13 protein-coding genes are annotated in these 14121 nt (G+C 72.2%); 7 read left to right on the top strand and 6 right to left on the bottom strand.

Annotation, left to right across the window (positions count from 1 at the left end):
- Positions 1 to 4: 4 nt before the first annotated feature.
- Entirely contained in the window at positions 5 to 1471 is a 1467-nt protein-coding gene (locus ACRWNP_RS28195) for a DHA2 family efflux MFS transporter permease subunit (protein ID WP_431966182.1), read from the bottom strand.
- A gap of 145 nt (positions 1472 to 1616) precedes the next feature.
- Entirely contained in the window at positions 1617 to 1784 is a 168-nt protein-coding gene (locus ACRWNP_RS28200) for a hypothetical protein (protein ID WP_431966184.1), read from the bottom strand.
- 320 nt (positions 1785 to 2104) lie between these two features.
- Between ACRWNP_RS28200 and ACRWNP_RS28205 the strand changes: the two genes are divergently transcribed.
- The gene (locus ACRWNP_RS28205; RefSeq protein WP_431966186.1) at positions 2105 to 2713 is read left to right on the top strand and encodes a YdbC family protein; all 609 of its coding nucleotides are present in this window, start codon (positions 2105 to 2107) and stop codon (positions 2711 to 2713) included.
- Positions 2714 to 2764: 51 nt separating this feature from the next.
- On the opposite strand, the gene ACRWNP_RS28210 is transcribed toward ACRWNP_RS28205, so the two are convergent.
- On the bottom strand, positions 2765 to 3556 hold the full coding sequence (locus ACRWNP_RS28210) for a VOC family protein (RefSeq protein WP_431966188.1): 792 nt from the start codon (positions 3554 to 3556) through the stop codon (positions 2765 to 2767).
- Positions 3557 to 3776: 220 nt separating this feature from the next.
- Between ACRWNP_RS28210 and ACRWNP_RS28215 the strand changes: the two genes are divergently transcribed.
- From ACRWNP_RS28215 to ACRWNP_RS28225, 3 genes are all read left to right on the top strand, one after another.
- Positions 3777 to 4442 carry a phosphoglycerate mutase family protein gene (locus ACRWNP_RS28215; protein ID WP_431966190.1) on the top strand — a complete coding sequence of 222 codons (666 nt, stop codon included), beginning with the start codon at positions 3777 to 3779 and terminating at the stop codon, positions 4440 to 4442.
- 55 nt (positions 4443 to 4497) lie between these two features.
- Positions 4498 to 5400 carry an ADP-ribosylglycohydrolase family protein gene (locus ACRWNP_RS28220; protein ID WP_431966192.1) on the top strand — a complete coding sequence of 301 codons (903 nt, stop codon included), beginning with the start codon at positions 4498 to 4500 and terminating at the stop codon, positions 5398 to 5400.
- A 453-nt stretch (positions 5401 to 5853) separates the two neighbouring features.
- Positions 5854 to 7314 carry a DUF4153 domain-containing protein gene (locus ACRWNP_RS28225; protein ID WP_431966193.1) on the top strand — a complete coding sequence of 487 codons (1461 nt, stop codon included), beginning with the start codon at positions 5854 to 5856 and terminating at the stop codon, positions 7312 to 7314.
- Between the two features lie 58 nt (positions 7315 to 7372).
- Here ACRWNP_RS28225 and ACRWNP_RS28230 read toward each other — a convergent pair whose 3' ends face one another.
- Positions 7373 to 8920: an MFS transporter gene (locus ACRWNP_RS28230; protein ID WP_431966194.1), complete on the bottom strand. Its 1548-nt coding sequence runs from the start codon at positions 8918 to 8920 to the stop codon at positions 7373 to 7375.
- A 110-nt stretch (positions 8921 to 9030) separates the two neighbouring features.
- Here ACRWNP_RS28230 and ACRWNP_RS28235 point away from each other — a divergent pair, with 110 nt between their 5' ends.
- From ACRWNP_RS28235 to ACRWNP_RS28245, 3 genes are all read left to right on the top strand, one after another.
- Positions 9031 to 9624, top strand: coding sequence for a TetR/AcrR family transcriptional regulator (locus ACRWNP_RS28235; RefSeq protein WP_431966196.1), 594 nt, complete (start codon positions 9031 to 9033; stop codon positions 9622 to 9624).
- A gap of 95 nt (positions 9625 to 9719) precedes the next feature.
- Positions 9720 to 10427 (top strand): ribonuclease HII, encoded by a 708-nt coding sequence (locus ACRWNP_RS28240; protein ID WP_431966198.1) that lies wholly within the window; start codon positions 9720 to 9722, stop codon positions 10425 to 10427.
- Positions 10428 to 10491: 64 nt separating this feature from the next.
- A complete protein-coding gene (locus ACRWNP_RS28245) occupies positions 10492 to 11130 on the top strand; it encodes a hypothetical protein (RefSeq protein ID WP_431966200.1) in 639 nt (212 codons plus the stop codon).
- Here the strand turns inward: ACRWNP_RS28245 and ACRWNP_RS28250 are convergent, their stop codons facing one another.
- Positions 11131 to 11727, bottom strand: coding sequence for a hypothetical protein (locus ACRWNP_RS28250; RefSeq protein ID WP_431966201.1), 597 nt, complete (start codon positions 11725 to 11727; stop codon positions 11131 to 11133).
- A 197-nt stretch (positions 11728 to 11924) separates the two neighbouring features.
- Complete coding sequence (locus ACRWNP_RS28255; protein WP_431966203.1) at positions 11925 to 14084, bottom strand: RecQ family ATP-dependent DNA helicase; 2160 nt, start codon at positions 14082 to 14084, stop codon at positions 11925 to 11927.
- Positions 14085 to 14121: the final 37 nt, after the last annotated feature.

Consider the following 14121-nt stretch of genomic DNA (forward strand, 5'->3'; position numbering starts at 1 on the left):
GCGGTCAGGCCGGTGGAGGGGCGTGCCGCCCACGCCGCGGCCGAAGGATCACCAGCGCGAGGAGGAAAGCCGCCGCGAGCAGGCCCGCGCCGGTGCCGAAGGCGAGGCGGAAGCCGCCGGTGAGTGCGGAGGCGGCGTCGTGCCCGTCGGCGGCCAGGGCGTGTGTCCGGGAGTCGGCGAGGGTGGACAGGACGGCCACGCCGAGGGCGCCGCCCACCTGCTGGGTGGTGTTGAACAGGCCCGAGGCGACGCCCGCGTCCTGCGGCCCCGCGCCTGACATGCCGAGCACGGTCAGGGCGGAGACGGCGAGGCCGAAGCCGGCCGCCAGCAGCATCGTGGGCAGCAGGTCGGCGGCGTAGCCTGCGCGGACCGGCAGCCGGGTGAGCAGGCCGAGTGCCACTACGAGCAGGGCGATCCCGGTGAGCAGGACACGGCGTTCGCCGAAGCGGGCGCCCAGCCGGGCGGAGAGCAGCAGCGAGACGGTGCCGATGGACAGCGCGGCAGGCAGCATGGCCAGCCCCGTGGCGGTGGCCCCGTACCCCCGGACGGTCTGCAGGTAGAGCGCCATGAGGATCTGGAAGCCGAAGAGGGCGGAGACCATCAGCACTTGGACGAGGTTGGCCCCGAAGACCTCGCGCGAGCGGAACATGCGCAGCGGCAGCAGCGGGGACGCCGCCATCGCCTGGCGGACCACGAATGCTCCGAGCAGCGCCGTGGCGAGGGCGGCGAGGCCGAGGGTGCGTGCGGAGGACCAGCCGTGACCGCCGGTCTGGACGATCGTGTAGACGCCGGTCATCAGGCCGGTCGTGACCAGGAGCGCGCCGAGGGCGTCGGCGCCCCGGGCGGGGGGACGCACGGGGTCGGGCTCCAGTACGCGGACGGCCAGGAGCGCGGCCGCCAGTCCGATGGGCAGGTTGATGAAGAAGATCCAGTGCCAGTTGACGGCCTGGGTGAGGACGCCGCCGAGTACTTGTCCGATCGACGCCCCGGCGGCGCCGACGAAGCTGAACGCGCCGATGGCCCGCCCGCGTTCACGGGGTCCGGGGAAGAGCGTGACGAGCAGGCCGAGGCTGACGGCGGAGGTCATGGCGCCGCCGATGCCCTGGAGGAAGCGGGCGCCGATGAGCACGGCCTGGCCGGTGGCGAGGCCGCAGAGGAGCGAGGCCCCGGTGAAGACGGACAGCCCGGCGATGAACATCCGCTTGCGTCCGAGGAGGTCGCCGAGTCGGCCGGACAGCAGGAGCAGTCCGCCGAAGGCGATCATGTAGGCGTTGACGGTCCAGGTCAGGTCGGCGGAAGAGAAGTGCAGGTCACGCTGGATGGCAGGCAGCGCCACTGTGACGATGCTGCCGTCCAGGATGATCATGAGCATCCCCGCGCACAGGACCGCGAGGGCCAGTCCGCCGGAGCGGCTGTCGGGGACGGCTCCCGCGGTTGCCGCCGTGGGCGTGATCCGGGCGCGTAAGGACATGGCGTCGTCTCCTGGTTGTCGAGGACCCAGGTAAGACGCTAACAGATGGTTTCGTTAAAGACTATTTGTTTCAGTGCTTCTGAGGTCCGGCGGGTCCGGCAGGTCCGGTGGTCAGGGTGAGTCCGGCAGGTTCGGGTGAGTCCGGTCAGTACGACTGGAGCTCCACGCGGCTGCCGGCCGGGGTGCGCAGATGCGCGGTTCGCGGGCCGGGGCCCATTCGGGCCGGTCCTTGCGGCTCGGCGAGGACGGTCGCACCGTGCGCGGTCAGCTTTCCCGAGGCCGTTTCGATGTCGTCGACCCGCAGGACGAGCATGGTCGCGTCCTGCGCGAGGGCCTGTGTGGGCAGGGTGCCGGTGTCGCTCGCCGGGCGAGCGCGGCACGGGAGAAGCGTGTGCGGGCGGCCTCGCCACCCAGATCCCCATTGGCGTAGCCGGCCTGCGCGATCAACCTGACCGGCTCGATGCCGAGCAGGTCGCGCGGGGCGGCGGTCAGAAGCGGGCGGCGGTGCCGATGTCCTCGACCGAGGAGGCGTGGGTGGAGGGCGTGCACGGCCTGATCGTATTCCTCTCTCGTTCAGGGGAGTTGGTACTCGGATGGGGCGGAAGGCCCGCCGGCGGGCCATAGGATGGCGCGGTGCTGGTGAAGTGGATTCGCTGCGGAATCGTCGATCGCGCCGGATTCGAGCGCGGGCAGCGGAAATGGGCCAACGGGCTCATGGGGGAGCCGGGCTTCCGAGGGCAGGGCGGCGGCTGGAGCCGCAGCCAGCCGGGCGTGGCGCACCTGTTCGCGTTCTGGGAGGACCGCGACTACTACGACGCCTTCATGGCGGGCCCGCACGACCGCCTCGCGGCCGCCCAGGCCGGCACTTACGAGAGTCTGGGCGTCAAGCTCTTCGAGCACCGTCTGGACGTCAAGGTCGGCTTCCGGCCCCGCTTCGCCGACAGCGACTTGCTGCGCCTTGCGCACTGCAAGGTGCGGCCGGACCGCGTCGAGCACTTCGTGCTCATGCAGGAGAAGGTCTGGAACCCGGCCATGGCCGGCTCCCCGGGGATGCTGCGCGGGGTCTTCGCGCAGGGACCCGGGTCCGACTTCCTGGTGCTGTCGATGTGGGACTCGGCCTCCGAGCACGCCAAGTACCGGGACGGCTCCATTCTGCGACTGTCCGAACGTGCCGATCTGGAAGCCGACGTGCTCACCGTCGCCGGGGACCTCGTCGACCTGGAACAGGCCTGGTCGATATGACGGCACGGCTGACGGCACGGCGACCGGGGACCCGCCCGGGAGTCGTCCGCGTCAGCCCTTCCCGCCCTGTGCGGGACGGGTGATGACCGAGAAGTACGCGCCGTGCGGATCGTCGAGCACGGCGACCCGCCCGACGTGCTCGAGGTCGAAGGGCGGCACGCAGACGCTGCCCCCGAGCTCCGTGGCCCGCGCGGCGGCCGCGTCGGTGTCGGCGACGGAGAAGTAGTGCATCCAGTGCTGGGGTATCTCCTGCGGCCAGGCGTCGTTGATGAGCAGGATGCCGCCGAACTTGCGGTCCGTCCCCTCCACTTCGATCTCGGTGTACGAGCTGTCCCCGGCGAAGGGGTGGGTCTCGCCCGTCCAGCCGAAGACGCTGCGGTAGAAGGCCCGGGAGCCTTCCACATCCCGGGTGTTGAGCTCGATCCAGCACAGCGTGCCCGGCTCGTCGAGCAGGCCCGCGCCGCTGAACCGGCCCGGCTGCCACGCGGCGAACTCCGCCCCGTGCGGGTCCGTGAACTGCGCGAAGCTGCCCTCATCGAAGACCGCCATGGGCGGCACGCACACCGAGCCGCCCGCGGCCTCGACCGCCTTGGCCGTGTCGGTCACGTCGCTCGTGGCCATGTAGGTGATCCACCGCGGCCGGTCGCCCTCGGCCATCACCGGGCCGACGGCCGCCACGTGTTCGCCGCGCAGGCTGAAGAAGGTGTATCCCCCGGCCTCCGGGGGGCCCGCCTGGGAGTCCCAGCCGAACAGGCCGCCGTAGAACGCACAGGAGGCCTCGATGTCGGGACTGCTCAGATCGGTCCAGCAGGGTGTGCCGGGAACGAACGACGTGGTCTTCATGGCGGCCTCCAACCGTGGCGCGCGAAGGCTCCCCCTCTTCATGCTGAGTCTGCGGTACGCCACTGACAATCGGGGGCGGGGACGCCCGGCCTGTGGACGGAGCGTGCGAGCGCCGTCACGACCCTGGTCAGGCACGTGACAGGCCCGGACGGGGACCCGCCCACGGCCTCGCGCGGGGACCGCCGCGACCTTGCCCACGCGTAAGAATTACAGTGAGGCCATGGCCCGACCGCGTCGCATAGTGCTCATCAGGCACGGAGAGTCCCAGGGCAATGCCGACGACACGATCTACGAGCGGGTGCCCGACCACGCGCTGACCCTCACCACGAGAGGCGAGGAGCAGGCCCGCGCGGCCGGCCGGGAGCTGCGCGAGCTGTTCGACGGGGAACGGGTGCAGGCCTTCGTCTCGCCATATCGCCGGACGCATCAGACCTTCCACCTGCTCGGCCTCGATCCCTGCCGTACCCGGGCCAAGGAGGAGCCCCGGCTGCGCGAGCAGGACTGGGGGAACTACCAGGACGCCGGGGACGTGCAGCGGCAGCGCAAGGCCAGGGACGCCTACGGCCACTTCTTCTACCGCTTCGCCCAGGGCGAGTCCGGGGCGGACGTCTACGACCGCGTCGGGTCCTTCCTGGAGACGCTCTACCGCGCCTTCGACAAGCCCGAGTTCCCGCCGAACGTCCTGCTGGTCACGCACGGGCTCACCATGCGGCTGTTCTGCATGCGGTGGTTCCACTGGACGGTCGACGAGTTCGAGTGCCTGTCGAACCCCGACAACGGCGAGACGCGGATGCTGCTGGCCGAGCCCGACGGCCGGTACCGGCTCGACCGGCCCTTCGCCCGCTGGCGGACCACCGACTCCGGCCTGGCGCGATATCACGGGTGAGATTGCGCACAGGACGATTGACCCGGGTGGCACCGGATGTCAGAGTTCTCCCGCCATGACCGCTGACCCTCGTGACCTCCCACGCCGCCGCGCGCTGTCCAGCCTGCGCGGTCTCGCCCTGGGCGACGCCCTCGGCTCCCAGTTCTTCGTGCCGGCGCACTACCCGGCACTGCAGGGCCGCGCGCTGCCGCCGGGAACATGGCAGTGGACGGACGACACCGAGATGGCGTGCTCGGTCGTCGCGGTCCTGGACTCGCACGGTGCGATTGACCAGGACGCGCTGGCCGCCTCCTTCGCGGCGCATCACGACTTCGACCGTGGCTACGGCCCCGGCGTGAACCGGATGCTGCGGCTGATCCGGCAGGAGGGCGCCGACTGGCGCACGCTCGCGGCCGAGATGTTCAACGGCCAGGGCTCCTGGGGCAACGGAGCGGCCATGCGCGTGGCGCCCCTGGGCGCCTGGTACGCGGGCGAGCCGGAGAAGGCCGCCGAGCAGGCCGAGCTGTCGGCTTACACCACCCACCAGCACCGGGAGGCCGTCGTCGGCGCGATGGCCGTCGCGGCCGCCGCCGCGCTCGCCGCGGACCCGGCCGGCCCCGGCGACCCCGCGGACCTCATCACCCGCGTCGTGGCGCTGCTGCCGCGCAGCGCCGTGCACGCCGGACTGCGCCGCGCCGTCGACATGCTCGATTACGACGACGTGGCCACCGTCGCGGCCGTGCTCGGCAACGGCCGTCGCACCAGCGCGCACGACACCGTCCCCTTCGCCATGTGGTCCGCCGCCCGGGGCCTGGGCGACTACGAGGGTGCCTTCTGGACCACCGCCCGCGCGGGCGGCGACGTGGACACCACCTGCGCCATCGTCGGCGGGATCATCGCCGCCGGGGCCGGTGGCGAGCCCCCGCGACATTGGCAGGAGCGCTGCGAGCCGTTGCCGGAATGGCTGCCCGCGGACTGAGCCCCGTCCACGGGCCGCATCCACGGGCCCCATCCCTGGACCCCGTCCACGGGTCCCAGGTCCCGTCCGGGGGTCTCGCCATCCTGTGCATTGTCACGGCCCTGTCACAGACTCCGCCGTCGGGCCCGTACCGCGTTTGCGCAGCTGGTCGGCGCGCCTAGCCTGTCGGCCACGCCGTCCGGCTGATCTTCGCCGGACGCGCAGTCGAGCACCGGTCCGGCGCGCGGCCCCCGGCCGCCGTGCGACCGGCGGGGAGGGGTTCTCATGTCCGACACGCCGTCCGACGCCGCGCCGACGGCGCAGGCGCCCGCGCAGGCACAGCCGCAGTCACCGCTGCGGAAGCAAGGTCCACCCGTCCATCCGGCGCCACCGTACGCACGTCCCTGGACGCCACCGCCCCCGCCCACGCCGCCGGCGTGGGTGACCGCGAGCCGGCCCCGGACCCCGCGTGCCGTGCGGCCCGCCGTGCTGTGGACGGCGCTGCTCACCGGTGTGCTGGCCGCGACCCTGCTGCGCGGCGGCCTGGGGATCAACCTGCTGCTGGTCAGCGTTCCCGCCGCGGTCGCGGCCGCGGTCGCCGCCCTGGACCACGGCCGGCGGCTCAGACCCTGGTCGGCGGTCTGGTCGGTGGCCGGCCTGACGCTGCTGCTGATCCCGGCCCTTCGGGACGCCTGGTGGCCGTCGTTCCTGGCCGTCGTCGCCGGCGCCTTCCTGGGCTCGCTGGCCCTGCACGGCGGCCGTCGCTGGCCCGGCGTGCTGCTCGGCGGTGCCGGGCTGTGGTTCGCTCCGGCACCGGCGATCGGCTGGGCACTGCGCGGGCTGCGCGAGCGCGCCACCCACGACCGGAGCCGGCTGCTGCCGATGCTGAAGACGGTCGGCGTGACCGTCGTGCTGCTCGTCGTCTTCGGCGCGCTCTTCGCCGGGGCCGACGCGGCCTTCGCCGACCTGCTGGGTGACCTGACGCCCGATGTGAAGGTCACAGACGTCCCGCTGCGGTTCCTGCTCCTCGCCCTCGGCACGCTGTTCGCGCTCTGCGCCGCGTGGAGCGCCGCCGCGCCGCGCCGCTGGGACCGGATCGAGGTGAAGCCGGGACGCGCGCGCCGGCGTGTGGAATGGGCGCTGCCGCTGGTCGTCCTGGCCGCGCTGTTCGCCGCCTTCAACGCCGTCCAGCTGACGGTGCTGTTCGGCGGCTACGGGAAGGTGCTCGACAAGACCGGCCTGACCTACGCGGAGTACGCCCGGCAGGGGTTCTGGCAGTTGCTCGTCGTCACGGTGCTCACCGTGGTGGTGATCGCCCTTGCCCTGCGCTGGGCGCCACGCGGCACCGAGCGCGACCGCCTGCTCGTGCGTTCCGTCCTCGGCACGATCTGCGTGCTGACCCTGGTCGTGGTCGCGTCCGCGCTGCGCCGCATGGACCTGTACGTCGACGCGTACGGGCTGACCCGGCTGCGGATATCGGTGGCGGGGGTGGAGCTGTGGCTCGGGCTGCTGATCGTCCTCGTCATGGCGGCCGGGCTGTTCGGCGCGCGCTGGCTGCCGCGCGCCGTGGTGGTGAGCGCCGCGGCGTCCGTGCTCGTCTTCGGACTGGTGTCGCCCGACGCGCTCATCGCCGACCAGCAGGTGAGCCGCTACCAGAGCACCGGCAAGATCGACCTGGCGTACCTGCGGAACCTCTCCGCGGACGCCGTCCCGGAGCTGGACCGGCTGCCGGAGCCGCAGCGCTCCTGCGCCCTGGAGAAGATCGTGGAGCACCTCTACGAGGACGGCACCGAGGCCTGGTTCACCACCAGCCTGGGTGAGGTCCGGGCGCGGTCGCTGCTCGACGAGCGCCCGCCGCGGACCGATGACCAGCCGTGCGACGCCGCAGGGCTGGAGGGCTTCTACGACGAGTGGCGCGACCCCGAGTTCCCGTGACGTGAACGCCTTGTGCCGCCGCCCCGGCCTCCCCTCGGGCCGGGCGGCGGCGCCGGCGTCAGGCCGCGGGCATGCCCGCGCTGCCGCTGAGCGCCTCCAGGTCGCTCTTGCGGACCCGGATCACGAACAACGCCGTGAGCAGGGCGAGCGCGACCAGCCCCACGCCCGCGTAGAACGCGGTCGAGATGCCGTGCGCGAGCACCTCGTGGCCCCACGGCGGCGGCAGTTCGTGCGTCTGCTGGAAGGCGGCCTGCTGCTCCGGAGTGGAGTGCGCGAGGAAGTCCGGGACGAGACCGGTGGCCTTGTCGCGGCTCGCGGTGCCGAACACCGTCACCAGGATGGACAGCCCGAGCGAGCCGCCCACCTGCTGCATCGCGTTGAGGAGCCCGGAGGCTGCCCCCGCCTCGTGCTGGGCGACGCCGGAGACGGCCGTCAGGGTCAGCGTGACGAAGTTCAGGCCCATGCCGAAGCCGAAGAGCAGCATCGGGCCGAGGACGCCGCCCACGTAGCTGCTGCCGGGGTCGATCAGGGTCAGCCACGCCATACCGGAACCGGTCAGCGCCGAGCCGGTGACCAGGAACGGCTTCGGCCCGAGCACCGGCAGGAAGCGGGTGGACAGCCCGGCCCCGGTCACGATCGCCGCGGTGACCGGCAGGAAGGCGAAGCCTGCCGCGATCGCGCTGTAGCCGAGCACGTTCTGCACGAAGATGACGATGAAGAAGAACATGCCGAACATGGCCGCGGCCAGGCTCAGCATCATCAGGTAGGTGCCGGAGCGGTTGCGGTCGGCGAACATCCGCAGTGGGGTGATCGGCTCCCGGGCCCGCCGCTCGACGACCACGAAGGCGCCCAGCAGCACGACGGCCACCACGAACGAGGAAACGGTCAGGGTGTCCCGCCACCCCGAGTGGGCGGCTCGGATGAAGCCGTAGACGAGCGAGGCCATGCCGAGCGTCGAGGTGACGGCTCCGGCGATGTCGAACCGGCCCGGGTGCCGCTGCGACTCGCTGATGAAGCGCGGCGCCAGGAAGGCGATCAGCAGGCCGATCGGCACGTTGACGAAGAACACCCAGCGCCAGTCGAGCCAGTCGGTGAGCATGCCGCCCGCCAGCAGGCCTACGGCGCCGCCGCCCGCGGAGACCGCGGCGAACACACCGAAGGCGCGGTTGCGCTGCGGACCCTCGGGGAAGTTGGTGGTGATGAGTGCGAGCGAGGTCGGCGAGGCGATCGCGCCGCCGACGCCCTGCAGCGATCGCGCGGCCAGAAGTTGCCACGGCTCCTGGGCGAAGCCTCCGAGGAGGGAGGCGAGGGAGAACAGCAGGATGCCGAAGACGAACACCCTGCGCCGTCCCAGGATGTCGCCCGCGCGTCCGCCGAGCAGCAGCAGACCGCCGAAGGTGAGCGTATAGGCGTTGAGCACCCAGGACAGATCGGTGGTGGAGAAGGAGAGCGCGTCCTGGATGTGCGGGAGCGCGATGTTCACAATGGTGGCGTCCAGCACGACCATGAGCTGGCAGGCCGCGATCACCGCGAGTGCGATGCCCGGCCTGCCGTCGCGTCGCGCGGCTCCGGGCTTTCGTGGTGAGGTGAGTTGCCCAGTCGTCACGAGGTCCCCCAGTCGGTGACTTAGTGAACGGTTGCGTTCACTGTGTACGACACTAGGCTGATGGTGGTAGTGAACGCAAGCGTTCACTAGAGAGTGAATGAGAAGGTGGCATGGTCATGTCGCAGGGAGCGGGGACCCGTCGTCGCGGGCCCGTTCTGGAGCGGGCGATCCTCGGAGCCGCCCTGGAGCAGCTGAGCACGGTGGGCTGGCGAGGGCTGACCATGGAGGGCGTCGCGGCCGGCGCCCAGACCGGCAAGGCGGCCGTCTACCGCCGCTGGCCGTCCAAGCAGGCGCTCGTCGCCGACGCCCTGCAGACGGCCTTCCCCGAGGTCCCCGACGTCCCGGACCTGGGCGGTCTGCGGGAGGATCTGGTCTTCCTCGTACTACGGATGCGCGAGGCGATGTACTCGCGCGGCGGGCTCGCCCTGCGTTCGGTGATCGACGAGTGCGACCAGGAAGCGGCCCACTGCTTCGTGCGGCTGATCTTGGAAGGGGTTGTTGAACCCACCAAGAACCGCATCCTGGACGTGGTCCGGCGCGGCATCGAGCGGGGCGAGGTGCGGCCCGACGCCACCGGGGACATCGTCGCCGACGTCGTGCCCGCGCTGATGATGTACCGGTCGAAGATCGGTGGACGGGAGATCACCGAGGAGGATCTGATCGAGGTCGTCGACCAGGTGATGCTGCCCTTGCTGCGCCCCTGATCCGGTCGCCGGGCCGGTCGCCCCCCGGCCCGCGTCCCACCCTGGCCGACCTGCTCTCGGGCGGCCCAACGCGGGAGCGTAGGCTAAGCCTTGCCATGGTCCACGAACCCCCCACCCACACTGTCGAACGCTCGCTGCGCGCGACCCTCGGCGCCAAGGTCATCGCGGGCGTCGACGAGGTCGGACGGGGTGCCTGGGCCGGACCTGTCACGGTGTGCGCGGCCGTCACCGGCCTTCGGCGGCCCCCCGATGGCCTCACCGACTCCAAGCTGATCACCGTCAAGCGCCGTACCGAACTCGCCGGTGTGCTCACCGGATGGGTGAACTCCTTCGCGCTCGGCCACTCCTCCCCGGAGGAGATCGACGGGCTGGGGATGACCGCCGCGCTGCGGCTCGCCGCCACGCGCGCCCTGGACGCCCTGCCCGTGCGGCCGGACGCGGTGATACTCGACGGAAAGCACGACTACCTGGGGGGCCCCTGGCGGGTGCGCACGGTGATCAAGGGCGACCGTTCGTGCGTGGCCGTGGCGGCCGCATCCGTGATCGCCAAGGTGCGGCGGGACGCGATGATGGCGGAACTGGGCGTGGACTATGCTCCGTTCGGTTTCGAGGACAATGCCGGGTACCCTTCGCCGGTGCACCGGGCGGCGCTGGAGGAGCTGGGGCCCACCCCCCTTCACCGGCTGTCCTGGGCATATCTCGATACGCTGCCGCGTTGGCAACACCTGAAGAAGGTCCGGGAGACCGTGGAGGCGGGCGAGTCGGGTGAGCAACTCGGGTTCGACTTCGGAGCCGAGTTGTGACCTGAGCCGATTTGTGACCTACCCGCCGCTGCGTTGTTCCGGTGCATTTGATAGACATCAGCACATGCCTCTCACCCCCGAGGAGCCTCAGATTCACGAGAGTGTCCCAGGTCCCCGCGTAGCCCCGGCCTCCGGCCGGCCCGCGTCGACCCCCCGTCCCGTACCGGGCCCCGGCCCCCGTCCCGCGCCTCCGCGTGGTGCTCCGGCGGTGAACGCCCGGCCTGGCCGTCCTGGTCCGACCCGCGGGTCCGTCGTACCCCCGCAGCAGCGATCGCCGCGGGAGTCCGAGGCCGTGGCCTCCGGCTCCGCCGGCCCGTCCGCGCAGATCCAGCTCATCCCCGCCTCGGTGGAGGGCGCCCTCGACGCCGCCGACGAGACCGTCGACCTGCTGCTGGACAGCGGGCGCGCTCCGGGTGAGGTCCTGGTGCTCACCACCGGCGAGCAGCACCCCTGGGCGGCCCACGAGTTGAGCTTCGGCGAGGCGTCCTACTGGGCGCAGCACGACGCCGGCGACGACGTGTTCTACGCCGCGCACGACGCCGACCGCGCCAAGGGCCGGCCCGTCGTGGTCGTGGCCGTCAACGGCGGCTCCGACGAGACCGTGGCGGATGTCCTGCCCTCCGCGATGGCGAGGGCCGGAACGCTGCTGGTCGTCTGCGGAGACCCGCAGCGGATCAACGCGCTGCTCGGCGTCAACGCCTGATCAGCGCGCCGCCGCGCGGCGCAGGGGCGGCGTCCCGCTGGGACGCAGGCTCGCTGCGCCGCGGCTCGTGGCCGACCACGAGGCGGCGTTCGGGGTCCGTCCGGCACGTTCCTCGCCCTGCACCCGCCAGCCGTCGTCGGTCATGGTGATGTACGAACCGGGGCGTAGGCCGTACAGCGAGCAGGCGTCCCGCAGTCCCCACATCCAGGCACCGTCCACCTCGGTCCACCCCGCTCCGCCGTCACGGCAGACGAGCAGCACCGCGGTGCGCACCGGCCTGCGCCGCCGCAGGTCGTCCGCGGTGATCCGACGCAGGTGGACGAGGATCGCGTTGCGGCGCTCCCAGCCGTCGGTGACGTGGGGGCGCTGCGCGAAGGACGCGCTGGCCGTCAGCCGTTCGTCGGGGGAGTAGACCGCGACCACGGCGGTGCCCGGTGCCGGGAGGTGGCGCGTGTGGAGGTCCGTGACCACTTCGCGCGGGTTGATCAGCAGGGGGATGCCCGCGGCGGTCCATTCGGCAGGCTCGAGGTTGCGATGGCGTGCGGCACGGCGGGAGGAATTCACGGAAGCGGTTTCCGGAGCGAAGCCGATGGCCACGGTCCTCCCTTCGGGTATGCGTCCGCGACCGGGCGTGCGTGGGCATGCCGGTCGGGGGGCTCCAAGAGCCGATGCGGGGATCCAGAGTCAATTGTTCCTGTCGCACACCCAGGCGGCAACGGTCATTTTGTCGACCTGTCTGTTATCTGACCCTCCGCCGCATAGATCCCGTCTCTGTCTCACATGGTGACTACCGGTCAGCCCTGCAGGGCCAGGACCAGCGGAAACACCGCGGTAACACCGGAACGGCGCAAGAGCCGCGCTGCGACGGCCACGGTCCACCCCGTCTCGGTGAAGTCGTCGACCAGCAGGACCGGTCCCGCGGCCGAGCCGAGCGCCTCGCTGAGGGCGGGCGGAACGGTGAACGCACCGTGCAGCGCCCGCAGTCGCTGTGCGCTGTTGCTGCGCGGCACCCGCGAGGGCTCCAGGTCACCGCTGTGCGCGACCTCCCCGAGCAGGGGCATGCGGCCGATCTCGGCGATCCGCGCGCCCAGTGACGCGATGAGCTGCGGCCGGGTGTGCGAGGCGATGGTGACGACGCCGACCGGTCGCTGCGGGGCGTCGGGCTCGCCGCTCGCCCAGCCGCCGGGGCCCTTCGCCCAGTCGGCCAGCACCTGCACCACGGCCTGCGACACGTCCTCCGGGACGGGGCCGTCCGTGGCGTTCTCGGCGAACAGGGGGCGGAGCCGGTTGCCCCAGCCGATGTCGGAGAGCCGTCCGAGGGCCCGACCGGTCGCGGCCTGCTCACCCGGCGGGATCTTCCCCCTCAGGTCGATGCCGATCGCGGGCAGACCCGTCGGCCACATCCGGCGGGGCTCGACCTCGACCCCGGGGCGCCCGAGCGCGGCCCGCGCCGCCTCCAGGGCCTCGCGGGAGACCTCCGCGGTGAACCGGGGCCCGGCGCAGTTGTCGCAGCGGCCGCAGGGGGCGGCCTCCTCGTCGTCGAGCTGACGGCGCAGGTACTCCATGCGGCACAGCGAAGTCGTGGCGTACTCGCGCATCGCCTGCTGTTCGGCCTTGCGCTGCCGGTCGACCCACGCGTACCGCTCGGTGTCGTACGCCCAGGGCCGGCCCGTGGCTGTCCAGCCGCCGCGCACCCTGTGCACGGCGCCGTCCACGTCGAGCACCTTGAGCATGGTCTCCAGCCGGTTGCGGCGCAGGTCCACCCGGGTCTCGAGCGCGGGGACCGACATCGGGCCGTCGGAGGCGGCCAGAGTCTCCAGGGTGTGCCGCACCTGTTCCTCACGGGGGAAGGCGAGCGAGGCGAAGTAGCGCCAGATCGCCTCGTCCTCGGGCCCGGGGAGCAGCAGCACCTCCGCGTGGTCGACACCGCGGCCGGCGCGGCCGACCTGCTGGTAGTAGGCGATGGGCGAGGAGGGCGAGCCCAGGTGCACCACGAAGCCCAGGTCCGGCTTGTCGAATCCCATGCCGAGCGCCGACGTGGCGATCAGCGCCTTGACCTCGTTGTTCAGCAGCGCGGCTTCGGCGGCCCGGCGGTCGGCGTCCTCCGTGCGCCCGGAGTAGGCGGCGACCCGGTGCCCGCGCTGCCGGAGGAAGGCGGTGACCTCCTCCGCGGCCGCCACCGTCAGGGTGTAGACGATGCCCGAGCCCGGGAGGTCGCCGATGTGGTCGGCGAGCCAGGCGAGCCGGTGGGCGGCGTCGGGCATGCGCAGTACCCCGAGCGACAGGCTCTGGCGGTCCAGCGGTCCGCGCAGCACGAGGGCTCCCTCGTGGTCACCGGTCCCCAACTGCTCGGCCACGTCGGCCGTCACGCGCGCGTTGGCGGTGGCCGTCGTGGCCAGCACCGGGACGCCCGGGGTGAGATCGGCGAGCATCGTCCGCAACCGGCGGTAGTCGGGCCGGAAGTCATGGCCCCAGTCGGAGATGCAGTGGGCCTCGTCGACCACGAGCAGACCGGTCGTGGACACCAGCTTGGGCAGCACCTGGTCACGGAAGTCGGGGTTGTTGAGCCGCTCCGGACTCACCAGGAGGACGTCGACCTCCCCCGAGGCGACCTCGGCCTGCACCGTGTCCCACTCCTCGGGGTTGGCCGAGTTGATCGTGCGGGCGCGGATGCCGGCGCGGTCGGCGGCCTCGATCTGGTTCCGCATCAGCGCCAGCAGCGGGGAGACGATCACCGTGGGACCGCTGCCCCGCTCGCGGAGCAGCGCGGTGGCCACGAAGTAGACGGCCGACTTGCCCCATCCCGTGCGCTGCACCACCAGGGCCCGGCGGCCGTGCGCGACCAGCGCCTCGACGGCACGCCACTGGTCCTCGCGCAGGCGTGCGGTGCCCGTCGGGTCCCCGACGAGCCGGCTGAGGATGGTGTCGGCGGCGGTGCGCAGTGCGGTGGTCATGCCCCCATGCAACCCGATGGCACCGACACCGCGCCAA

The organism is Actinacidiphila sp. bgisy160 (assembly GCF_965342435.1).
Lineage (GTDB): Bacteria > Actinomycetota > Actinomycetes > Streptomycetales > Streptomycetaceae > Actinacidiphila.

What these genes read in the sequence shown, in the direction of transcription:
- ACRWNP_RS28215 (WP_431966190.1), top strand. Translation starts at nt 3,777, where the DNA reads ATGGCCCGACCGCGTCGCATAGTGCTCATCAGGCACGGAGAGTCCCAG.
- ACRWNP_RS28220 (WP_431966192.1), top strand. Translation starts at nt 4,498, where the DNA reads ATGACCGCTGACCCTCGTGACCTCCCACGCCGCCGCGCGCTGTCCAGC.
- ACRWNP_RS28195 (WP_431966182.1), bottom strand. Translation starts at nt 1,471, where the DNA reads ATGTCCTTACGCGCCCGGATCACGCCCACGGCGGCAACCGCGGGAGCC.
- ACRWNP_RS28240 (WP_431966198.1), top strand. Translation starts at nt 9,720, where the DNA reads ATGGTCCACGAACCCCCCACCCACACTGTCGAACGCTCGCTGCGCGCG.
- ACRWNP_RS28255 (WP_431966203.1), bottom strand. Translation starts at nt 14,084, where the DNA reads ATGACCACCGCACTGCGCACCGCCGCCGACACCATCCTCAGCCGGCTC.
- ACRWNP_RS28245 (WP_431966200.1), top strand. Translation starts at nt 10,492, where the DNA reads ATGCCTCTCACCCCCGAGGAGCCTCAGATTCACGAGAGTGTCCCAGGT.
- ACRWNP_RS28235 (WP_431966196.1), top strand. Translation starts at nt 9,031, where the DNA reads ATGGTCATGTCGCAGGGAGCGGGGACCCGTCGTCGCGGGCCCGTTCTG.
- ACRWNP_RS28210 (WP_431966188.1), bottom strand. Translation starts at nt 3,556, where the DNA reads ATGAAGACCACGTCGTTCGTTCCCGGCACACCCTGCTGGACCGATCTG.
- ACRWNP_RS28200 (WP_431966184.1), bottom strand. Translation starts at nt 1,784, where the DNA reads ATGCTCGTCCTGCGGGTCGACGACATCGAAACGGCCTCGGGAAAGCTG.